Origin of the sequence: Dactylosporangium sp. NBC_01737 (assembly GCF_035963215.1) — a bacterium.
Lineage (GTDB): Bacteria > Actinomycetota > Actinomycetes > Mycobacteriales > Micromonosporaceae > Dactylosporangium.
The window spans coordinates 6,230,474-6,250,680 of the sequence record NZ_CP109153.1 but is presented as its reverse complement, the minus strand read 5'-3'; the positions used below and the strand labels follow the sequence as shown (position 1 = coordinate 6,250,680).

22 protein-coding genes are annotated in these 20,207 nt (G+C 70.0%); 10 read left to right on the top strand and 12 right to left on the bottom strand.

The window, feature by feature from the left end:
* Positions 1-37: 37 nt before the first annotated feature.
* Positions 38-907, bottom strand: coding sequence for a glucose-1-phosphate thymidylyltransferase RfbA (gene rfbA, locus OHA72_RS28125; protein ID WP_327010800.1), 870 nt, complete (start codon positions 905-907; stop codon positions 38-40).
* Between the two features lie 73 nt (positions 908-980).
* On the opposite strand from rfbA, the gene rfbB reads away from it, so the two are divergent.
* The 4 genes from rfbB to OHA72_RS28105 are packed head-to-tail and all read left to right on the top strand — an operon-like array spanning position 981 to position 3,922.
* Positions 981-1,964, top strand: coding sequence for a dTDP-glucose 4,6-dehydratase (rfbB, locus tag OHA72_RS28120; RefSeq protein WP_327010799.1), 984 nt, complete (start codon positions 981-983; stop codon positions 1,962-1,964).
* Entirely contained in the window at positions 1,961-2,830 is an 870-nt protein-coding gene (gene rfbD / locus OHA72_RS28115; RefSeq protein ID WP_327010798.1) for a dTDP-4-dehydrorhamnose reductase, read from the top strand. Before rfbB ends, rfbD begins: the two co-directional genes overlap by 4 nt.
* Positions 2,827-3,234: a DUF2304 domain-containing protein gene (locus tag OHA72_RS28110; RefSeq protein WP_327010797.1), complete on the top strand. Its 408-nt coding sequence runs from the start codon at positions 2,827-2,829 to the stop codon at positions 3,232-3,234. The genes rfbD and OHA72_RS28110 overlap by 4 nt, the downstream gene beginning before the upstream one ends.
* Positions 3,221-3,922, top strand: coding sequence for a glycosyltransferase family 2 protein (locus tag OHA72_RS28105; protein ID WP_327010796.1), 702 nt, complete (start codon positions 3,221-3,223; stop codon positions 3,920-3,922). The genes OHA72_RS28110 and OHA72_RS28105 overlap by 14 nt, the downstream gene beginning before the upstream one ends.
* Before the next feature lie 52 nt (positions 3,923-3,974).
* Here the strand turns inward: OHA72_RS28105 and OHA72_RS28100 are convergent, their stop codons facing one another.
* The 6 genes from OHA72_RS28100 to dop all read right to left on the bottom strand — a co-directional run bounded on the left by OHA72_RS28100 (position 3,975) and on the right by dop (position 8,951).
* Positions 3,975-4,295 carry a hypothetical protein gene (locus OHA72_RS28100; RefSeq protein WP_327010795.1) on the bottom strand — a complete coding sequence of 107 codons (321 nt, stop codon included), beginning with the start codon at positions 4,293-4,295 and terminating at the stop codon, positions 3,975-3,977.
* A complete protein-coding gene (locus OHA72_RS28095; RefSeq protein WP_203846664.1) occupies positions 4,292-4,567 on the bottom strand; it encodes a hypothetical protein in 276 nt (91 codons plus the stop codon). The genes OHA72_RS28100 and OHA72_RS28095 overlap by 4 nt, the downstream gene beginning before the upstream one ends.
* A 727-nt stretch (positions 4,568-5,294) precedes the next feature.
* The gene (gene prcA / locus OHA72_RS28090; RefSeq protein ID WP_327010794.1) at positions 5,295-6,179 is read right to left on the bottom strand and encodes a proteasome subunit alpha; all 885 of its coding nucleotides are present in this window, start codon (positions 6,177-6,179) and stop codon (positions 5,295-5,297) included.
* A 56-nt stretch (positions 6,180-6,235) separates the two neighbouring features.
* On the bottom strand, positions 6,236-7,075 hold the full coding sequence (prcB, locus tag OHA72_RS28085; RefSeq protein WP_327010793.1) for a proteasome subunit beta: 840 nt from the start codon (positions 7,073-7,075) through the stop codon (positions 6,236-6,238).
* A 96-nt stretch (positions 7,076-7,171) separates the two neighbouring features.
* Complete coding sequence (locus OHA72_RS28080) at positions 7,172-7,387, bottom strand: ubiquitin-like protein Pup (protein ID WP_327010792.1); 216 nt, start codon at positions 7,385-7,387, stop codon at positions 7,172-7,174.
* Positions 7,388-7,433: 46 nt separating this feature from the next.
* The gene (gene dop / locus OHA72_RS28075) at positions 7,434-8,951 is read right to left on the bottom strand and encodes a depupylase/deamidase Dop (RefSeq protein ID WP_442788685.1); all 1,518 of its coding nucleotides are present in this window, start codon (positions 8,949-8,951) and stop codon (positions 7,434-7,436) included.
* A 107-nt stretch (positions 8,952-9,058) separates the two neighbouring features.
* On the opposite strand from dop, the gene OHA72_RS28070 reads away from it, so the two are divergent.
* Positions 9,059-10,330, top strand: a complete 1,272-nt coding sequence (locus tag OHA72_RS28070) for a condensation domain-containing protein (RefSeq protein WP_327010791.1) — start codon at positions 9,059-9,061, stop codon at positions 10,328-10,330.
* 338 nt (positions 10,331-10,668) lie between these two features.
* Here the strand turns inward: OHA72_RS28070 and arc are convergent, their stop codons facing one another.
* Positions 10,669-12,435 carry a proteasome ATPase gene (arc, locus tag OHA72_RS28065; protein ID WP_327010790.1) on the bottom strand — a complete coding sequence of 589 codons (1,767 nt, stop codon included), beginning with the start codon at positions 12,433-12,435 and terminating at the stop codon, positions 10,669-10,671.
* 146 nt (positions 12,436-12,581) lie between these two features.
* Here arc and OHA72_RS28060 point away from each other — a divergent pair, with 146 nt between their 5' ends.
* Positions 12,582-12,857 (top strand): ferredoxin, encoded by a 276-nt coding sequence (locus OHA72_RS28060; RefSeq protein WP_327010789.1) that lies wholly within the window; start codon positions 12,582-12,584, stop codon positions 12,855-12,857.
* Positions 12,858-12,861: 4 nt separating this feature from the next.
* Here OHA72_RS28060 and OHA72_RS28055 read toward each other — a convergent pair whose 3' ends face one another.
* From OHA72_RS28055 to OHA72_RS28045, 3 genes are read right to left on the bottom strand one after another with little or no spacing between them, the layout of a single operon-like run.
* Complete coding sequence (locus OHA72_RS28055) at positions 12,862-13,431, bottom strand: hypothetical protein (protein WP_033362888.1); 570 nt, start codon at positions 13,429-13,431, stop codon at positions 12,862-12,864.
* Positions 13,409-14,344 (bottom strand): tRNA (adenine-N1)-methyltransferase, encoded by a 936-nt coding sequence (locus OHA72_RS28050; RefSeq protein ID WP_327010788.1) that lies wholly within the window; start codon positions 14,342-14,344, stop codon positions 13,409-13,411. Before OHA72_RS28050 ends, OHA72_RS28055 begins: the two co-directional genes overlap by 23 nt.
* Positions 14,341-15,450: a site-2 protease family protein gene (locus tag OHA72_RS28045; protein WP_327011677.1), complete on the bottom strand. Its 1,110-nt coding sequence runs from the start codon at positions 15,448-15,450 to the stop codon at positions 14,341-14,343. Before OHA72_RS28045 ends, OHA72_RS28050 begins: the two co-directional genes overlap by 4 nt.
* Before the next feature lie 169 nt (positions 15,451-15,619).
* On the opposite strand from OHA72_RS28045, the gene OHA72_RS28040 reads away from it, so the two are divergent.
* Positions 15,620-16,474, top strand: a complete 855-nt coding sequence (locus OHA72_RS28040; protein ID WP_327010787.1) for a RecB family exonuclease — start codon at positions 15,620-15,622, stop codon at positions 16,472-16,474.
* A gap of 630 nt (positions 16,475-17,104) precedes the next feature.
* Here OHA72_RS28040 and OHA72_RS28035 read toward each other — a convergent pair.
* The gene (locus OHA72_RS28035) at positions 17,105-17,299 is read right to left on the bottom strand and encodes a hypothetical protein (RefSeq protein ID WP_327010786.1); all 195 of its coding nucleotides are present in this window, start codon (positions 17,297-17,299) and stop codon (positions 17,105-17,107) included.
* A 126-nt stretch (positions 17,300-17,425) separates the two neighbouring features.
* On the opposite strand from OHA72_RS28035, the gene OHA72_RS28030 reads away from it, so the two are divergent.
* The 3 genes from OHA72_RS28030 (at position 17,426) to OHA72_RS28020 (ending at position 20,207) form a co-directional block, all read left to right on the top strand.
* A complete protein-coding gene (locus tag OHA72_RS28030; RefSeq protein WP_327010785.1) occupies positions 17,426-18,649 on the top strand; it encodes a sensor histidine kinase in 1,224 nt (407 codons plus the stop codon).
* 62 nt (positions 18,650-18,711) lie between these two features.
* Positions 18,712-19,317, top strand: a complete 606-nt coding sequence (locus tag OHA72_RS28025) for a response regulator (RefSeq protein WP_327011676.1) — start codon at positions 18,712-18,714, stop codon at positions 19,315-19,317.
* 104 nt (positions 19,318-19,421) lie between these two features.
* Complete coding sequence (locus tag OHA72_RS28020; RefSeq protein ID WP_327010784.1) at positions 19,422-20,207, top strand: ABC transporter ATP-binding protein; 786 nt, start codon at positions 19,422-19,424, stop codon at positions 20,205-20,207.

Sequence of the window (20,207 nt, the reverse complement as noted above, 5' to 3'; positions counted from 1 at the left end):
GTTGTATTGCTCGGTCGGCTCATTGTGGGGGCGGTGCCTAGCCTTCCCAATCCAGCAATTGGATCAGGTACTCGCCGTAGCCGCTCTTGCGCAACGGCTCGGCCAGTGCCCGCAGCTGTGCGTCGTCGATGAAGCCCGCACGCCACACGACCTCCTCCACGCAACCGATCTTGAGGCCCTGCCGCTCCTCGATCACGCGGACGAACTCGGCGGCCTGGACCATCGTGTTGAACGTACCCGTGTCCAGCCACGCCGTGCCGCGATCCAGGATCGCGACGTGCAACTCGTCGCGCTCCAGGTAGGCGGCGTTGACGGCGGTGATCTCCAGCTCGCCGCGGTCGCTGGGCTTGAGCTCGCGGGCGATCTGGACCACCCGGTTGTCGTAGAAGTACAGCCCGGGCACCGCGTACCGCGACTTCGGCCTGGTCGGCTTCTCCTCGATCGAGAGCACCTTGCCGTCGTCGTCGAACTCGACCACGCCGTAGTCCTGCGGGTTGGCCACCGGGTAGGCGAAGACGCGGCCGCCCTTGAGCTCGCCGTTGTCGGCGAGGCGCTGGCCGAGCAGCGCGCCGTGGAAGATGTTGTCGCCGAGCACCAGCGCGACGGTGTCGTCACCGATGAAGTCGGCGCCGATGATGAACGCCTGGGCGAGCCCCTCGGGGCGTGGTTGCGCCGCGTAACTGATCTCCAGGCCCCACTGGGTGCCGTCGCCGAGCAGTCGCTGGAACTGGTCCTGGTCCTCCGGGGTGGTGATGACGAGGATCTCGCGGACCCCGGCCATCACCAGCGTGGTGAGCGGGTAGTAGATCATCGGTTTGTCGAAGACGGGCATGAGCTGCTTCGACACCGCTTTCGTCAGCGGCCAGAGGCGGGAGCCGGTGCCACCGGCGAGGATGATGCCACGCACCCGGCCACCTTACGGGTTGTGGACACCCTCGGTCGACTCAGCGCCTTCCCGGGTGGACTAGACTCCCGATCCCGTGAGAATCCTCGTCACCGGCGGTGCCGGGTTCATCGGCTCCCACTACGTCCGCACCCTCCTCGGAGGCGGTTACCCGGCCCATGCCGGGGCGGCCGTGACCGTGCTCGACAAGCTCACCTATTCCGGCAACCGGGACAACCTGGCGCCCGTTGCCCATGACTCCGCTCTGACCTTCGTCGAGGGCGACATCTGCGACACCGACCTGGTCGAGCAGCTGATGCCCGGCCACGACGCGGTCGTGCACTTCGCGGCCGAGTCGCACGTCGACCGGTCGATCCTCGGCGCCGGGCCGTTCGTGACCACCAACGTCATCGGCACCCAGGTCCTGCTCGACGCTGCGCGGCGGGCCGGCGTGGGGCGCTTCCTGCACGTGTCGACCGACGAGGTGTACGGCTCGATCGAGGAGGGCTCCTGGACCGAGGAGTGGCCGCTGCAGCCCAACTCGCCGTACTCCGCGTCGAAGGCCGGCTCGGACCTGCTGGTGCTGGCCTACCACCGCACCCACGGCATGGAGGTCGTCGTCACCCGGTGCTCCAACAACTACGGGCACTACCAGTTCCCCGAGAAGGTCATCCCGCTGTTCGTCACCAACCTCATCGACGGGCTGCAGGTCCCGCTGTACGGCGACGGCGGCAACATCCGCGACTGGCTGCACGTCTCCGACCACTGCGCCGGCATCCAGCTGGCCCTGGAGAAGGGCCGCGCCGGCGAGGTCTACAACATCGGCGGCGGCCGTGAGCTGACCAACCGGGAGCTGACCGAGGTGCTCCTGGAGGCGACCGGCCGCGACTGGTCCGCGGTGCGCCCCGTCGAGGACCGCAAGGGCCACGACCGGCGGTACTCGCTGAGCCACGAGAAGATCAGCAACGAGCTCGGCTACGCGCCCGCGGTCACGTTCGAGGACGGCATCGCGGCGACGGTGGCCTGGTACAAGGACAACCGCTCCTGGTGGGAGCCTCTCAAGACGCGCGCGGCGCTGTGACCCGGTATCTGGTCACCGGCGCGGGCGGGATGCTCGGCCAGGACCTCCTCGCGGCGCTGGACGGCCGTGCGGTGACCGCGGCGAAGCGTGCCGACCTGGACATCACCGACCCGCACGCGGTCCACGCGCTGGTCGACGGTCACGACGTGGTGTTCAACGCGGCGGCCTGGACCGACGTGGACGGCGCGGAGACCGCCTACGAGTCCGCGCTCGCGGTCAACGGCACGGGCCCGGCGGTGCTCGCCAAGGCATGCCGCGCCAAGGGTGCGCGGCTTGTGCACGTTTCGACCGATTACGTGTTCAACGGCGCCGGGACCTCGCCGTATCCGGAGGACGCGCCGACCGCGCCGCTGAACGCCTATGGGCACAGCAAGCTCTTCGGCGAACAGGCCGTGCTGGAGGTGCTGCCGGACTCCGGGTACGTGGTGCGCACCGCGTGGCTGTACGGCGCGCAGGGCCGCAACTTCGTCAAGACGATGCTGCGCCTCGCCGCCACCCGGGAGTTCCTCGACGTGGTCGACGACCAGGTGGGTCAGCCGACCTGGTCGCGGGATCTGGCTTCCCGGCTGGTCGAACTGGCCGACTCGGACGCCCCCGCCGGGGTGTACCACGGCACCGCGTCGGGGCAGACCACGTGGCACGGGCTCGCGCAGGCGGTCTTCGCCCTCAGCGGACTGGACCCCGAGCGGGTCCGCCGGACCACCAGTGCGGCCTACGTGACACCGGCCGCCCGGCCCTCCTACAGCGTGCTGGGCCACGACCGGTGGGCGGCGGCGGGGATGGCGCCGATGCGGGACTGGCATACCATGCTGACCGCGGCGCTGCACGACCCAGCGTTCGCAGCCGTCCTGGGGGGTGCCGGGTGACACAACTGACCATCGTCACAGGGCTGACCGCCATCGCGCTGCTGGTCTTCATGGTCGAGCTGCTGCGACGGCGGCAGCTGCAGGAGAAGTACGCGATCCTCTGGCTGCTCGTCAGCATCGTGATCGTGCCGATGGCGTTCTTCCCGAAGCTGACGGACAACGTGGCCGAGGCGATCGGGATCGCGTCCGGGGTGAGCCTCGTGCTCTTCCTCGGCATCGTGTTCCTGCTGCTCGTCACGGTGCACCTCAGCTGGGAGGTGAGCCGGCTGGAGGAGGAGACGCGGACCCTCGCGGAGGACCTGGCGCTGCTGCGCAGCGAGCTCGGCCGGCCCCGCGACTCCTCCGCGGTGCCCGCCCCCACCTCGTCGGACCTTCCTGAACGGGCGCCTGATGATCAACGGTAAGAAGGTCCTGATCATCATCCCGGCGTGGAACGAGGCCGCCTCGATCGCCGACGTCGTCGGCGAGGTCCACGGCGAGCTGCCCGGCGTCGACATCATCGTCGTGGACGACGGCTCCGCCGACGACACCGCCCTGCGGGCCGCCTCCGCGGGCGCGATCGTGGCCCGGCTGCCGTTCAACCTCGGTGTCGGGGGTGCCATGCGCACCGGGTACCGGTATGCCCGCGACCACGGTTACGACGTCGCGATCCAGGTCGACGCGGACGGCCAGCACGACCCGCGGTACATCCCGAAGCTCGTCGACGCCCTCGACGAGCACGACCTGGTCATCGGCGCCCGTTTCGCGGGCGAGGGCGGCTACAGCGTCACCGGCCCCCGCAAGTGGGCGATGCGGATGCTGTCGGCGGTGCTGTCGCGCCTGTCGAGGACGAAGCTCACCGACACCACGTCGGGGCACCGGGCCTGCAACCGCCGGCTCATCGAGTTCTTCGCGCACTGGTATCCCGCGGAGTACCTCGGCGACACGATCGAGGTGCTGGTGCGGGTCGCCCGCTCCGGCTACAAGATCACGCAGATCCCGGTGGCGATGCGCCCCCGCATGGCGGGCACGCCCAGCAACTCACCGATGAAGTCCACGATCTACCTGGGCCGGGCCGGCATCGTGCTGCTCCTGGCGCTGATCCGCACCTGACCCTCGCGTCGGCGGCGCGGATCCTCCGGGGTCCGCGCCCCGGCGCCGGCGGTCAGGCTGCGGGGCGCAGCTGGGTGAGGGCGCGCACCGCGTCGGTGAGGGAGATCGGGCGGTCGCTGACCTCCGTGGCGAGACACCACTCGACATACTGCCGCATCAGCGTCGAGGGCTTGACGCCCTTGCTCTTCGCGACCGCGGCGAGGCGCTGCGCCACGTCGGACGGCAGCCGCATCGAATAGACGGCCATGACCTCCGCGTCGGGCTTCGGTGGCAGCGCGGGGACCGGCGCCGCCCGGTCGAACGTGAACTCTCCGGCGGCGACGGCCGCGACCATGGCGTCCATCTGCTGCTCGGTGAGCGGGTCGGTGTTCATGCTGCGCTCGCCTCCCACTTCTCATACTCGGCGAGCTCGTCGGGGGTCATGTCCCGTGCTCCGAGGATGCCCCAGCTGAACTGGCCTTCTTGCTTCACGACGACGATGAGAGGTCGTCCCGTGTCGGTGCGTGCCCAGATGCTGAGAGCCGGGATGCCGAGCGCGAAGCCCGGAAGGGGGCGTCGCCGTTCGGCGTTCAACGCCTGGAGCACCTCGGCGTCGGTGATCCCGACGAGTGCTGCGAGCGTTGCCGGCCACCAGCGGTACGGCATGACTCCAATGTACGACGCGCGTAAGACTTCCGTCTACGATCCGCCCCCGGCAACACCGATGCGTCACCGGTCAGGGACCGTGCGGGCGCACCGCCAACGGTACGGCTCCGGCCCTGGCGCGTATGAACGTTCCAGGCGCTCGGCGTGATCCTGCTGCTGCGCTACCTGGCGTACGGCGCTCCCGGCGCCCCGCCCGCCTGAGCCCTACGCGGCGACCTCCGGCGCGACACGGGCGCCTCCGCACCACGGACACCCCCCACGACCGGGCGCTGGGACGCCACCAAAATTCCCCCCGGACAGGCATGCGCCCCAGCGCTCACCCGGGTTCGATCTTGCCATCCGTGATCGAAGTCGCCGGATGGCCGTCCACGCGACCAGTCCACGACTTCGATCAACCGCAAGATCCGACGTGCAAGACAAGCAACCCACAAAGCGCCGGACCGGACATCGGCAGACGGGCGCGGGCCCAGGTGCTCACTTCGAGGCGCCCAGCACGCGCGATCCTGACCTGTTGCCGGTCGCTTCAAGCTCTGCGATCACGGTGACGAGCGCGTGCGCCTTGCCGGTGCTCGATCTGGGCCGCGCCTGCGGTGGGAAGCGCCGGCTGACATGACGAGGCCGGGGTCAGCGGATCGCTGAACCCCGGCCCGATCGTCCGGTCCTGCTGTACTCCCCCGCGACCTGCGCCGATCCGCGCCGGACAAAAGCCGGGCGGCAGCGGGGCGCGTTACTCCGCGGCGGGCTTGTCGCCCTCGGCGGGCTTGTCGCCCTCGGCGGGCTTGTCGCTCTCGTCGGCCGGCTTGTCGCCCTCGCCGCTGGGGGTCGGGCCGCTGGCGTTGTCGGCCGGAGTGTTCGGGGCCGACGGGGGCTGCGGCTTGTCCTCGAGGCCTTCCTCGGGGGCCGTGGCCTTCGCCGGGTCCTCGAGGATCGCGGTGAGGGCGAGCCCCGTCAGGCGGCGGAACGTGCGGCCCTGGCGGTGCCGGTCCAGGACCGCGACCTCCAGCTGGTTGGCCGCCAGCTTCCGCGGCTGGCCGTTTTCGCCGCCGACGCTGCTCAGACCCTCGACCGCCAGCTTCAACGCCTCAGCGAGCGTCTGGTCGGGGCGCAGGCGGGTCTTCACGGCGCCGGAGATGGTGTCGGACTGGCCGCCCATGGTGACGAGGCCGGGCTCGTCCTGGACGGAGCCGTCGTAGGTGATGCGGTAGAGCTCGTCGTCCTCGGCGGTGGCACCGACCTCGGCGACGCAGATCTCCACCTCGTACGGCTTCTGCTCCTGCGTGAAGATCGCACCGAGGGTGCGGGCGTAGATGTTGGCGACCTGCCGGCCGGTGACGTCGCGGCGGCCGTAGGAGTAGCCGTGCAGGTCGGCGAGGCGGACCCCGGCCGAGCGCAGGTTCTCGAACTCCGGGTAGCGGCCGACGGCGGCGAACCCGATCTTGTCGTAGATCTCGCTGACCTTGTGCAGAGCGGTCGACAGGTTCTCGGCGACGAAGAGCACGCCGCCCTCGTAGCTGAGCACCACGACGCTGCGACCGCGCGCGATGCCCTTGCGCGCGTATTCCGAGCGGTCCCGCATGATCTGCTCGGGCGAGGCGTAGAACTGCATGGCCACGGGGCGGGTTCTCCTTCGGCTTTGGTGTTAGGGGCGGAGGGCAGGGGGCAGGGGGCTCAGACGCCGGGGTTGTCGGCGCGCTCAGCGATGACCGCCTCGGCGACCGCGCGGGTCTCCTCGTCGGTGAGGCGGTGGGTGCCCTCGACGGTCGCGGTCATGATGACCGGGAAGATGCCGCGGAGCAGGTCGGGGCCGCCGGTCGCGGTGTCGTCGTCGGCGGCGTCGTAGAGCGCCTCGACGGCGATCTTCACGGCGTCGCCGGTGGTGATGCCGGGCTTGTACCGCTTCTTCATCGACGACTTCGCGAACAGCGAGCCGGAGCCGATCGAGTCGTAGCCGCGCTCCTCGTAGACGCCGCCGGCGACGTCGAAGCTGAAGATGCGGCCGGCCTTGTCGACGGACTTGGCGTGCACGTCGAACCCGGCGAACAGCGGCACCACGGCCAAACCCTGCATGGCGGCGCCGAGGTTGTTGCGGACCATGGTGGCGAGGCGGTTGGCCTTGCCCTCCAGGGAGAGCATCGTGCCTTCGATCTTCTCGTAGTGCTCCAGCTCGACCTGGAACAGGCGCAGCATCTCCAGGCCGAAGCCCGCGGTGCCGGCCATGCCGACCAGTGAATACGCGTCGGCGGCGAAGACCTTCTCGATGTCGCGCTGGGCGATCAGGTTGCCCATCGTGGCGCGCCGGTCGCCACCCATGAGCACACCGTCGGAGCAGGTGATGGCGACGATCGTGGTGGCGTGCGCGCTCACCTCGGTGGCCATCCCCGGCGGCAACGGCCGGCGACCCGGGAGCATCTCGGGCGCGACCGCCGACAGGAACTCGGTGAACGACGAGGTCCCCGCGGCGTGGAACGCGGCCGGCAGACGCCCAAGGTGGTCAAGACCCGTCGGCAACGGAGCTCCCTTCACAGGATGATCGACTGTAGTTGACCAAACAATACGCCCGTCGGCCCGGATGCGTCCGGACCGACGGGACCTTCTCAGTGACGGTTACTGGCCGCCCTTTTGCACGTATCCGCGGACGAACTCTTCGGCGTTCTCCTCGAGCACCGAGTCGATCTCGTCGAGGAGGTCGTCGACGTCCTCACCCAACTGCTCGACCCGCTCGGCTGTCTCCGGGTTGACCTCGGGCGCGGCGACTTCCTCTTCCTCGTCGCGCCGGGACTTACCGGATTGGGACTGCCCGCCCGTATCCCTCGTAGCCATGTCTCATCCTCCTCGGGGGGACCACCAAACAACCGCTGCATCGAACTTACCCGGAAGTGATCGCTTCCAGCAGATCCTTCGCGCTCGGGCATTTGTCGAAGAGTGCACCGACGTGCTTCTTGGTCCCTCGTTCGGGCTCCATCATCGGCACCCGCACCAGCGACTCGCGGCCCACGTCGAAGATGACCGAGTCCCAGCTCGCCGCAACCACCTCGGCGGGGTATTTGGCCAGGCACCGGCCGCGGAAGTAGGCGCGGGTGTCGTCCGGCGGCTCGACGATCGCGCGCTGGATCTCGTCCTCGGTGAACAGCGTCGCCATCGAACCGCGGGCGACCAGGCGCTGATAGAGGCCCTTCTCGGCGCGGACGTCGGAATACTGCAGGTCCACGAGTTGCAGCTTGTGCGAGGACCAGCCCAGCGACTCGCGCTCGCGATAGCCCTCGAGCAGGCGGAGCTTGGCGACCCAGTCCAGCTCGCCGGCGCACAGCATCGGGTCGCGGCCGAGCCGGTCCAGCACGCTCTCCCAGCGCTCCAGCACGTCGGCGGTCTGCTCGTCGACGTCGGAGCCCTGCCGGGAGTCCACGAAGGCGCGGGCCCGCTCGTAGAACGCCCACTGGATGTCCAGCGCGGTCAGCCGCCGGCCGTCGCGCATGCGGATCAGGTGCTGCAGGGACGGGTCGTGGCTGACCGCCTTGAGCTCGCTGACCGGGTCGGCGATGCCCAGGTCGGCGGAGAGCGCCTTGTCCTCGATCATCGCGAGGATGAGCGAGGTGGTGCCGACCTTGAGGTAGGTGGAGATCTCCGACAGGTTAGCGTCGCCGATGATGACGTGCAGGCGCCGATACTTGTCGGCGTCGGAGTGCGGCTCGTCGCGGGTGTTGATGATCGGCCGCTTCAGCGTCGTCTCCAGGCCGACCTCGACCTCGAAGAAGTCGGCGCGCTGGGAGATCTGGAAGCCGGGGCCGGAGCCGTCCTGCCCGATGCCGACCCGGCCCGCCCCGCACACGATCTGGCGGGTGACGAAGAACGGGGTGAGATGCATGACGATGTCGGCGAACGGGGTCTGCCGGCGCATGAGGTAGTTCTCATGCGTGCCGTAGCTGGCGCCCTTGTTGTCGGTGTTGTTCTTGTACAGATGGATCGGCAGCGTCCCCGGGATCGTCGCCGCGCGACGGGACGCCTCGGCCATCACCCGCTCGCCGGCCTTGTCCCACAACACGATGTCGCGCGGGTTGGTGCACTCCGGGGTGGAGTATTCGGGGTGGGCGTGGTCGACGTAGAGCCTGGCGCCGTTGGTCAGTATGACGTTGGCCAGGCCGAGATCCTCGTCCGCCAGGGCCTCTGCGGGGTCATAGAGGGCGCCGGAGTAGGTGAATCCGCGCGCGTCGCGCAGCGGGGACTCCTCCTCGTAGTCCCACCGGGCCCGGCCGCCCTTGGTGAGCTCGGGCCGTGCGCCATAAGCGTTGACCACCTGGGATGACGTCACCATCGGGTTGGCTCCCGGCTGGCCGGGCACAGACACGCCGTATTCGACCTCAGTGCCCATCACGCGCCGCACACTCATGCCCACAACCCTAGTCGCAAGGTACGACAGTCTGCCTCCACCGCGGCGCGCCAGGTTTACATGATGTCCGATTGTTGTGAGGCGGTTGCTGCCCGTAACATCCACGAATGCAGATCGCTGTCGCTTTTGAGGGTGCCGGCGCGGGTGAGGCGCCGCTGACGTGGGGGCAGCAGGACATCTGGGCGTCGATGACCAGGTTCGGCGAGCAGCTGCCGCTCGGTGGGGTGACGCCGCTGCCGGCCGGCGCGACCGTGCAGGACGTCGCCGGCGAGCTGCGGTATCTGATGAGCCGCTACCAGGTCCTGCGGACCCGTCTGCGGTTCGCCGATGACGGGTCGCCCCGGCAGGTCGTCGCGGCGGCCGGCACGGCCTTCCTGGAGGTCGTCGACGACGAGGACGCGGCGGGCGTGCTGGCGCGGTACCGCCGCGAACCCGTCGACTTCACCGGCGACTGGCCGATCCGGATGGGTGTCGTGCGTCACCGTGGCAGGCCCACCCATCTGTGCGCGGTGATCTGGCACCTCGCGATGGACCGGTCCGGGGCCGCGGTGATGCTGCGCGAGGTCGCCGCCAGGGTCCAGGACCCGGTCACCGGGATGCAGCCGCTGGAGCAGGCCGGCTGGCAGGCGTCGGAGGCGGGCGCCCGGCAGAGCCGCAGCGCGTTGCGGCACTGGGAGCGGGTCCTGCGCGCGATGCCCCCGCCGTGGCCGGTCGCGTCGCGGCGGCGCGAGCGGCCCCGGCACTGGAAGGGCCGCCTGGTCTCCCCCGCGATCCCGCTCGCGACCCGGATGCTGGTGGAGCGCTCCGGCGCGGACCCGGCCACGACCCTGTTGGCGGCGTTCGCGGTCGCGGTACGCCGGTGCGCGGGCGTCGATCCGGTGCCGATGCTGCTGGTGACCAGCAACCGGTTCCGCTCGGGGCTCTCGGAGGTCGTGGCGCCGGTCGCCCAGCCGGGGTTGTGCCTCGTGGACGTCGCCGACGCCGATTTCGCCGGTGTACTGGAGGGGGCGCGCCGTGCGGCGACGGCGGCGTACAAGCACGCGTATTACGACACGGCCGGCAAGGAGTCCCTGGTGGCGCGGGTCGCCGCCGAGCGTGGCCCGCAGTTCCGGGTCGACTTCCACCTCAACGACCGGCGCGGTCCGGACCTGCCGGTGGTGGCGGGGACGCTGTCGCAGGCGCTCGCCCGGCGGTCGCTGGACTGGATGCCGTTCAAGGACACGGCGTCGAGCCGGGTGTTCGTGCACGCCGACGACGCTGCGGGCGCGACGGTCCTGACGTGCTACGCCGATACCCATCACGTCTCGTTGGCCGAGGCGTCCACGGTACTGATGACGCTTGAGTCCGTCCTGGTCGAGGCCGCGCTGCGCGCGTCCTGACGTCCACGGCGTCCGCTCGTGATCGAAGGAGCGGGGTGGTCGTCCGGGCGGCCACGGGCGTCCTTTGATCATGGGCGCGGCTCGAAGATCGGCGTCCGGACGCGGTGGGGTACCTGGTTTGTCGCGGCCGGAGGTCGCGGCGCGGCCGGCAACGGCCGCGGAGGGTGACTGTCGGCGGAGGTGGCAGGGAAGGCCGTTCACGGCCTGACCGGTGCCTGGCGGGAGCGGCGGTCGCGCCCACGACGGACCCGAGTCATGCCCTTGTCCTTGCCCTTGCCCTTGTTCGCAACGCGAAGCGGGCGGCGGCCCTGAGGCCACCGCCCGCCAGTGTCGCGGTCCTACAGATATTGGCCGGTGTTGGTCGCGGTCTCTATCGACCTGCCGGCCTCAGCGCCCTTGCCGCCGGAGACGAGCGTGCGGATGTAGACGATCCGCTCACCCTTCTTGCCGGAGATGCGGGCCCAGTCGTCGGGGTTGGTGGTGTTGGGCAGATCCTCGTTCTCGCGGAACTCGTCAACGCAGGAGTCGAGCAGGTGCTGGAGGCGCATGCCCTTCTGGCCGTTGCTGAGGAAGTCCTTGATCGCCATCTTCTTGGCCCGGTCGACGATGTTCTGGATCATCGCGCCGGAGTTGAAGTCCTTGAAGTACAGGACCTCCTTGTCGCCGTTGGCGTAGGTCACCTCGAGGAACCGGTTCTCCTCGGTCTCGGAGTACATCCGCAGGACCACCGCGTCGATCATGGCCGCGACCGTCGCGTCGGGCGAGTTGCCGTGCTCGGCGACGTCGTCCTTGTGCAGCGGGACTGTGGTGAGGATGTACTTGGAGAAGATGTCCTTGGCCGCCTCGGCGTCCGGTCGCTCGATCTTGATCTTCACATCGAGCCGGCCGGGGCGCAGGATGGCCGGGTCGATCATGTCTTCCCGGTTGGATGCGCCGATGACGATGACGTTTTCCAGGCCTTCGACGCCGTCGATCTCGCTCAGCAGCTGAGGCACGATCGTGTTCTCGACGTCGGAGGAGACCCCCGAGCCACGGGTGCGGAACACCGAGTCCATCTCGTCGAAGAACACGATGACCGGGGTGCCCTCGCTCGCCTTCTCACGGGCGCGCTGGAAGATCAGCCGGATGTGCCGCTCGGTCTCGCCGACATACTTGTTGAGCAGCTCGGGACCCTTGATGTTGAGGAAGTAGCTGGTCTTGCGCTCCTCGCCACGCCGCTCGGCGATCTTCTTCGCCAGCGAGTTGGCGACCGCCTTGGCGATCAGCGTCTTGCCACAGCCGGGAGGGCCGTAGAGCAGGACGCCTTTCGGCGGGCGCAACAGGTGCTCGCGGAACAGCTCCGCGTGCAGGAAGGGCAGCTCCACGGCGTCGCGGATCTGCTCGATCTGCGAGAAGAGGCCACCGATGTCGGTGTAGTCGACGTCGGGCACCTCCTCCAGCACCAGCTCCTCGACCTCGCTCTTCGGGATCCGCTCGTAGGCATACGCCGAGCGGGGCTCGATCATGAGCGAGTCGCCGGCGCGCAGGGGCGCGTCGGTGAGGGTGTCGGCCAGGTGGACGATCCGCTCCTCGTCGGCGTGCGAGATGACGAGTGCGCGGTCACCACCTTCCAGGATCTCCTTCAACATGACGACCTCGCCGGAGCGCTCGAACCCGAGCGCGTCGACGATGTTCAGGGCGTCGTTGAGCAGGACCTCCTGGCCTCGGCGCAGTTCCTCGACCTCGATGGCCGGGGATACCGCGACGCGCAGCTTGCGCCCGCCGGTGAAGACGTCGACAGAGCCGTCTTCGTGGCGGGCGAGGAAGACGCCGTAACCGCTCGGCGGCTGTGCCAGGCGGTCAACTTCCTCCTTCAGCGTCACGATCTGGGCGCGGGCCTCCTTGAGGGTGGCCACGAGCCGCTCGTTGTTTTCGGTCAGCCGGGCAATCTGCGCCTGCGCTGCGGCGAGCCGCTCCTCGAGCTGTCGCACGTGTCGCGGGGTTTCCGTCAGCTTGCGCCGCACCAGGGCGAGTTCCTCTTGGAGGAAGGCGACCTGCGTGGAGAGATCGTGGGCGTCCTTCTCCCATCGTGCGGCGCGCGTCTCCGCGTCGTCGCTGCGTGCCACGTCCCACCTCCCCGGGGGCTTTGAACGTTGTGCTCTAACACTAACTGCTGTTCGCCGGTCTGGGCCCCTTCGAACCCGTGCGCCACAGGGCTTTTACAAATCGTGCGGCCTGGAGGCACTTTCCACCAGCCCTGTAATGTTGCAGCGTGAGCGCTCTTGAGGTGTGGGTTGACCAGGACCTGTGCACTGGCGACGGCCTGTGCGTGCAGTACGCGCCTGAGGTCTTCGAGTTCGACGTCGATGGCCTGGCCTACGTGAAGCAGCCCGACGGAGAGCTCCTACTGGCCCCTGGCAGCCGTGTCGACGTGCCAGAACACCTCCGGCTCGAGGTCATCGACGCGGCCAAGGAGTGCCCCGGTGACTGCATCCACGTGCACCGGGCGGCCGACGGCGTGCCTGTCGCCGGACCCAACGCCGACTGATTCGTCACAGCATCGGCTTGCCCACGAGAGAAGAGACGAGCCGGGCAAACTCCTCCAAACGGGCGATCTGCCCCGCGCCGCCGTCGTCGAGGGTCTTGCCGAAGCGCAGCGCGTCGTGCCGGATCACCGAGCCGGCCTCCTCGGCGGCGACGTTGGCCTCGTCCAGCGAGGTCAGCAGCAGGTACACGTCCACGCTGTCGACCCGGGCGTGCCCGTTGGGGTTGCGGCTGAGCCGGCGGCGGCAGCCGACCTCGGTCACCGCGGACAGCGCCACCACCCGCAGCGACGACGTCATCGAGCCCGGCGGGGCCTCCTCCGGCGGGATGTCCTCGCCGTGCCACAGGATGAGCCGGGTGCCGTCGCAGACGACGACCTCCTGCCAGACCCCGTTGACGTCGTTGACGAACCGTTCGAGGGTGAAACCGAGCACACTCTGCCCCCGCAGGACCCCGGCCATCGCGTCGAGGGCGATGTCGGGGTCGCGCAGGTAGGCCCTGGCCGCCGACTCGAGGTCCGGATAGGGCGACCAGTCCGGAAAAACGGCAGGTAGGTCACTGAAGCTCGGACGGCTCATCCTTTGCCTCCTCCTCCCGTGCGACCGCGGCGGCCGCCAGCCGCCGCGCCGCATATGCTTCGGCGCCCTTGCTCGGCTTGCGCCGCCGCGGCGGCGCCGTCACCCCGGGTGCCAGCTTGCGGGCACTGACCAGGAACGCGGTGTGCGCGATCATCCGGTGATCGGGGCGCACCGCGAGTCCCTCGACGTGCCAGTCGCGCACCAGGCTCTCCCAGGCGCGGGGCTCGGTGTAGCCACCGTCCTCGCGCAGCGCCTCCACCAGCTCCGACAGCTGTGGCGTGGTCGCCACGTAGCCGATGAACACCCCGCCGGGGATCAGCGCCCGCGAGACGAGCGGCAGGATCTCCCAGGGGGTCAACATGTCTAGGATTATCCGATCAAAACCGACATCTTCGCAGCCGGCTACGTCACCTACCCGCAAGGTCCACCCCTCGACGGGGCCGCCGAGGAAGGCCTCGACGTTGCGCCGGGCGATGGCCGCGAAGTCCTCGCGCATCTCGTAGCTCGTCACCGTGCCGGCCGGTCCGACCGCCCTGAGCAGCGAACACGTCAGCGCGCCGGACCCGGCGCCGGCCTCCAGGACCCGGGCGCCGGGGAAGATGTCACCCATGGCGCAGATCTGCGCGGCGTCCTTCGGGTAGATGACCTGCGCACCGCGCGGCATCGACAGCACGTAGTCGGACAGCAGGGGCCGCAGCGCGAGATACGCGGTGCCCCCGGCGGACGTGACGACGCTGCCGTCCGGGGCGCCGATCAGGTCGTCGTGCGGCAGCGCGCCCCGGTGGGTGTGGAACTCCTTGCCCGCCTCGAGCACGATCGTGTGCATCCGGCCCTTGGGGTCGGTCAACTGGACCCGGTCACCCGGTTGGAACGGTCCCCTGCGGGTCGCTGGCAGGTCGAGGGACACAGTCACGTGCGATTCCTTCTGGTGGGCCGGCCGTCGGGTCGGCGTGTTTCGACGAGCGAGAGCAGCTCGGCGCCGCGCAGGACGCCGTGCACATCCTCACCCGTGACCACCAGGTAGTCGCCGCCCGGGTCGTCACGGATGGCGTGCAGCAGGTCGGTGCCCCGAAGATCGCCTGGTAGGACGTGGTGCTCGTCCAGCCGGCGGGTCACGTCGCCGATCGGCACCCACGGTCTGCGCTCCGGCGGCACCGCCCGCGCGGACGCGCCGTGCACGAACCCGAGCATCGCCCCGGCGCCGTCGACGACGGCGAGGTGCTGGCCGCGCTCGGTCGCGATCCGCTCCGCCTCGGCCAGGGGCGTGGCGGCCGCGACGGCGACCACCGGCCTGGCCAGCTCTCTGGCGTTGAACGGCGGCAGGCTCGCGGCGACCTTGCCGTGCCGGATCGCCTGGCCCGCGCCGACCCACATCGTGATGCTCACCAGGAGCGTGAAGATCAGCCCGAAGTATCCGTCCAGGACGCCCCCCATGAACAGCACGATCACGGTGCCGGCGGTGGCGACCGCGACGAGCCGGCCGGACCAGCCGGCGACCCGGCGGCCGAGATTCGGATCCCCGCTGATCTTCCACACGATCGCCTGCAGCGCCCGCCCGCCGTCCAGCGGCAGGCCGGGCAGCGCGTTGAACACGGCGACCACGATGTTGCTCAACGCCAGTTGGAACGCGAACGTCTCGGCGATCCCACCCGCCGGGAGGATCAGCGCGGCGGCGCCGGACAGCAGCCCGAGCAGCAGCGACACGACCGGCCCGGCGAGGGACACGAACAGCTCGACCCCGGGCCGCGGCGCCTCCCGCTCCATCTCGGTGTAGCCGCCCAGCATCTCCAGAGTGATGCCGCTCACACCGATGCCGCTCTGCCGGCTCGTGATGGCGTGCCCCAGCTCGTGCAGCAGCACCGACACCAGCAGGCACACCACGAACCCGAAGCCGACCGCGAACCCGGTGCTCAGCGGCAGCTCCTCCCGGCGCGAGGTGAGGAACTGGCTATACGTCAGCGTGATCAGGGCGGCGAGCAGCAGCCAGGACGGTGCAAGGAAGATCGGGACGCCGAACAGCCGACCCAGCGGGATCCCGGAACCGCGCTCAGGCGGCCGGGTCCGGGCAGCCGACGACGCCGGCGCGGGTGCCGAGCGGTAGTCGTCCATTGCCCATGATGCTACGGGTAGTCCGCGCCGGGACGACGGTCGGCGAAAACTGTCGTACCTGTGCCCTAACCTTCCACGCATGACGGAGACCATCACCACCCTTCCTACGTTGTCGCCGTCGCGCGCCGCCGACTTCAAGACGTGCCCCCTGCTGTATCGGTTCCGCAGCATCGACCGCCTGCCTGAGCGCCCGACGCCCGACCAGATGCGGGGCACCCTCGTGCACGCCGTCCTCGAGGCGCTGTTCGAGGAGCCGAGCGGCACCCGGACCCCCGAGCGTGCCGCCGCGCTCGTCGCGCCGCAGTGGCAGCGCCTGGTGGAGACCGAGGAGGGCCTCGCCGAGCTGTTCGCGGACACGGAGGCGTTCCTGGAGTCCAGCCGTGAGCTGCTGGGCGGCTATTTCGCCATCGAGGACCCCAACCGGCTGGAGCCCGCCGAGCGGGAGGCGTTCGTCCAGGCGGAGGTCGAGGGCAAGCTCGTCATCCGTGGCTACATCGACCGCCTCGACGTCTCCCCCGCCGGCGACATCCGGGTCGTGGACTACAAGACCGGCGGGGCGCCCCGGGAGGCGTTCGAGGCCCGGGCGATGTTCCAGCTGAAGTTCTATGCCCTGGTGCTGTGGCGCACCCGCGGCGTCGTGCCCAGGGTGCTGCGGCTGATGTATCTGAAGGACCGGGAGGTCTGCGACTTCTCGCCGGACGCGGAGGAGCTGGAGCGGTTCGAGCGGACGCTGCTGGCGCTGTGGCAGGCGATCGAGCGGGCGACGGCGGAGCGGGACTTCCGGGCGCAGCCGAGCCGGCTGTGCGGGTGGTGCGCGCATCAGGCGCTGTGCCCGGCGTATGGGGGGACGCCGCCGCCGTTCCCGGAGCCGGCCGCGGTGCCGGCGCCGCCGCTGTCGACGGAGGCCGAGCCGGCGACGGGGCGGGACGAGTAGGGGTTCGCGGGCGCTCGGCCGGCGGGCGCTCGCTGATCCGTCGTCGGTTTGCCGGTGCGCTGGTTGCCTTGTGTCGCGGTTCGCGTGCGGGTTTGGCATGCCCGTAATAGAAAATCCGGCACGGCTGCGGCCGTTTGTGGTTCCGCGCGGCCCGGCGGCTGCGCGACGGGTGGCGCGGCTGCCGTAGTTGCGGTGATGCCAAGCCAGGTCCGCGCTCACATGATCCGGCGCCGTCGCGGTCGTCATTCGGTGGTGCCACACCACCGCTGGTTCAAAAGAACGACAAATCACCCACATCGCGGTGCTGGCTTCGCCCGCGCCAGGATCCACCCGTCCGCGCGCATGATCGAAGGACCGGGATGGTTGTCTGGACGGCCAGGGCCGTCCTTCGATCATGCGCCGGGGCGGAAGATCACCGTCCGGCACGTGGTTCTTCCAGGTCCGGTCATCGATATCTGTCACTGGGGCCGGGCGCCACCGAAAGTTCTGTGATCACGGTGATGGGGCGTGCGCACCCCGGGACGCCGGCCGGAACGGGCGGCCTTCATGCACGTGTGCACCCGGGTTCGATCTTGTCTCCGTGATCGAAGTCGCCGCGGGGTCGCTGGGGTGGCCGGATCGGTTCATTGATCAGGCGCCGGTGGACAGCACCAGGGACGTGATCTGGGGCCACGGGATGAACAGGGTGGCGCCGTCCGGGTTCCTGATCGCCATGCCGACCGGCAGTGACTGTTCCCGCACGATGACGCCGACCGCGTTCTGGGTGCTGGCGTGGGTCCGGTAGCTGAAACGGACTTCCGTGCCGCCGTCTGGCAATTCGATCATTTCGGCTCCTCTCCGGCTCCGATGTCGCGAGCCTACGCCGGTGAGCGCGTCTCATCCTCAAGCATGAGGTGGACCTCGGACGCGGCGACGAATCCGCGGGGTCGCGGAGCCGATACCGTTCGGAGTGTGCTGAAGCGCGTGCTGAGCCGCCGAGCGGACCCGTTGGTGCAGGACATCGCCCTCGCGGTCGTGCTCGCGGTGGTCAGCGCGAGCGCGACCGCCGTCGCGCAGGACGAGTTCGGCACCAGGAACCTGACGCTGCAGCTGATCTTCGACACGGTCGGGCTGGCGGCGGTGGCGGTGCGGCGGAAGTGGCTGTGGGTGGCGGTGTGGTTCACCGCCGCGCACACCGTGGTGCCGTTCCTCGGCACGTTCCCGCTGGCCAACGGCGGGTTCGCGGTGATCGTCATCACCTACACGGCGGCGGCGTACCTGCCGTTGCGGCAGGCGGTGGTGGCGGGGCTGCTGATCTGGGCGCCGGCGATGGCCCTTGCCACGGTGATGGGGCGCACCGAGGACGAGCCGTTCGTGCTGGAGCCACGGATCTTCCTGCTGTTCAACGCGATGAGCGCCCTGGTGTGCTTCACGGTGGGCCGCACGATGGCGACGCGACGGGCGTACGTCGCGGCCCTGGAGGACCGGGCCAGGACCGCGGAGACCAGCCAGCGGGCGCTGACGGAGCAGGCGGTCGCCGACGAGCGGCGGCGCATCGCCCGGGAGCTGCATGACGTCGTCGCGCACCACGTGAGCGTGATGGGGGTCCTCGCGACCGGGTCGCGGCGGATGCTGCAGCGGGACCCGGGGGCCGCGGACGAGGCGCTGGCCACGATCGAGGAGACGGGTCGCACCGCGTTGCGGGAGATGCGGCGGCTGCTGACGGTGCTGCGCACGGAGGCGGAGCCGGCCGGTGAGCTGGCGCCGCAGCCGGGGCTGGCGGGTGTGGAGGGGCTGGTCGAGCAGATCCGCGAGGCGGGGCTGCAGGCGGTGCTGAAGGTCGAGGGGGTGCCGGGGCCGCTGGACCCGGGCATCGCGCTGACGATCTACCGGATCGTGCAGGAGGCGCTGACGAACGCGCTGAAGCACGCCGGCGCGGCGACGGTCGAGGTCAGGATGGTGTTCAGCCGGCAGGACGTGGTCGTCGAGGTGTGCGACACGGGCCGCGGGCCGCAGCTGGGCACCGCCGCCATCGGACACGGGCTGCTCGGGATGCGGGAGCGCGTGATGTTGTACGGGGGGACACTGCGCACCGGTCCGCGCCCGGGTGGCGGCTACCGTGTGCACGCGAGGATCCCGATCGAACAGCACGTCGACAGCACCTCACCGTCGACGACGGAAAGGCAGCCAGCTTGAACCCGAGGCCGATCCGGCTCCTGCTCGTGGACGACCAGCCGCTGCTGCGCACCGGGTTCCGGATGGTGCTCGGCGGCGAGACCGACCTCGACATCGTCGCCGAGGCGGGTGACGGGGTCGAGGCCGTCGAGCTGGCCCGGCGCCTGCTGCCCGACGTGGTGCTGATGGACATCCGGATGCCGCGGATGGACGGGGTCGCCGCGACGCGGGCGATCGTCGAGGCGAAACTGCCGGTGCGGGTGTTGATCCTGACCACGTTCGACCTCGACGAGTACGTGGTGGGCGCGTTGCGGGCCGGCGCCAGCGGGTTCCTGGCGAAGGACGTGCCCGCCGACGACCTGGTCACGGCGATCCGGACGGTGGCGGCCGGTGAGGCGGTCGTGGCGCCTCGGATCCTCAAGCGGCTGCTGGACAAGTTCGCCGACGCGCTGCCGGACCCGGACGCGGCTCCCCCGCGGGACCTGCGGGTGCTGACCGACCGGGAGCGGGAGGTCCTCGTCCATCTGGCCCGGGGGCTGTCCAACGCGGAGATCGCGCGGGCGCTGTCGGTGAGCGAGACGACGGTGAAGACCCACGTCGGGCACGTACTGACGAAGCTCGGTCTCCGCGACCGGGTCCAGGCCGTCGTCCTCGCGTACGAGACCGGTCTGGTCCGACCGGGGTCGTAGCCATCCTTCGCAGGGAGTAGCCCCGACCGGCACCCCGGGAGGACGGCACGCCCACGATCACCCCGTAGCGTGAGGACATTCACGAAACCAGAGGGGGATCGAGCGTGACCACGACAGTCACGACCGGGCAGGCGGTCGCCGCCCGCGCGGTGGACGTGTGGAAGGTGTACGGCAGCGGCGAGGCCCAGGTCATCGCGCTGCACGGGGTGAGCGTCGAGCTGGAGCGCGGGCAGTTCACCGCGATCATGGGCCCGTCGGGGTCCGGCAAGTCGACGTTGATGCACACGCTCGCCGGGCTCGACTCGGTGACGCGCGGTGAGATCTTCATCGGTGACACCCGGTTGACGGGGATGTCCGACGGTGACCTCACCAACCTGCGCAGGACCAAGGTCGGGTTCATCTTCCAGCAGTTCAACCTGCTGCCGACGCTGACGGCGGAGGAGAACATCCTGCTGCCGCTGTCGATCGCGGGCCGCAAGGCGGACCCGAAGTGGTATGAGACCGTGATCGACACGGTGGGGCTGCGGGACCGGCTCAAGCACCGGCCGAGCCAGCTGTCCGGCGGCCAGCAGCAGCGGGTCGCGTGCGCCCGGGCCCTGGTGTCGCGGCCGGAGGTCATCTTCGCCGACGAGCCGACCGGCAACCTCGACTCGAAGTCGGGTGCCGAGGTGCTGTCGTTCCTGCGCAACTCGGTGCGGGAGTTCGGGCAGACGATCGTCATGGTCACCCACGACCCGAACGCCGCCTCGTATGCGGACCGGGTCATCTTCCTGGCCGACGGTCAGGTCGTCGACGAGCTGCTGGCGCCGACCGCGGACGCGGTGCTGGACAAGCTCAAGGGGTTGGACGCCAAGGTCGAGAGCGCCGCCGACGCGGAGCGGGCGGGCTGA

What these genes read in the sequence shown, in the direction of transcription:
- OHA72_RS28070 (WP_327010791.1), top strand. Translation starts at nt 9,059, where the DNA reads ATGCAGATCGCTGTCGCTTTTGAGGGTGCCGGCGCGGGTGAGGCGCCG.
- OHA72_RS28035 (WP_327010786.1), bottom strand. Translation starts at nt 17,299, where the DNA reads ATGATCGAATTGCCAGACGGCGGCACGGAAGTCCGTTTCAGCTACCGG.
- OHA72_RS28095 (WP_203846664.1), bottom strand. Translation starts at nt 4,567, where the DNA reads ATGCCGTACCGCTGGTGGCCGGCAACGCTCGCAGCACTCGTCGGGATC.
- OHA72_RS28040 (WP_327010787.1), top strand. Translation starts at nt 15,620, where the DNA reads ATGACGGAGACCATCACCACCCTTCCTACGTTGTCGCCGTCGCGCGCC.
- OHA72_RS28025 (WP_327011676.1), top strand. Translation starts at nt 18,712, where the DNA reads ATGGTGCTCGGCGGCGAGACCGACCTCGACATCGTCGCCGAGGCGGGT.
- dop (WP_442788685.1), bottom strand. Translation starts at nt 8,951, where the DNA reads ATGAGTGTGCGGCGCGTGATGGGCACTGAGGTCGAATACGGCGTGTCT.
- OHA72_RS28080 (WP_327010792.1), bottom strand. Translation starts at nt 7,387, where the DNA reads ATGGCTACGAGGGATACGGGCGGGCAGTCCCAATCCGGTAAGTCCCGG.
- OHA72_RS28055 (WP_033362888.1), bottom strand. Translation starts at nt 13,431, where the DNA reads ATGAGCCGTCCGAGCTTCAGTGACCTACCTGCCGTTTTTCCGGACTGG.
- OHA72_RS28105 (WP_327010796.1), top strand. Translation starts at nt 3,221, where the DNA reads ATGATCAACGGTAAGAAGGTCCTGATCATCATCCCGGCGTGGAACGAG.
- OHA72_RS28100 (WP_327010795.1), bottom strand. Translation starts at nt 4,295, where the DNA reads ATGAACACCGACCCGCTCACCGAGCAGCAGATGGACGCCATGGTCGCG.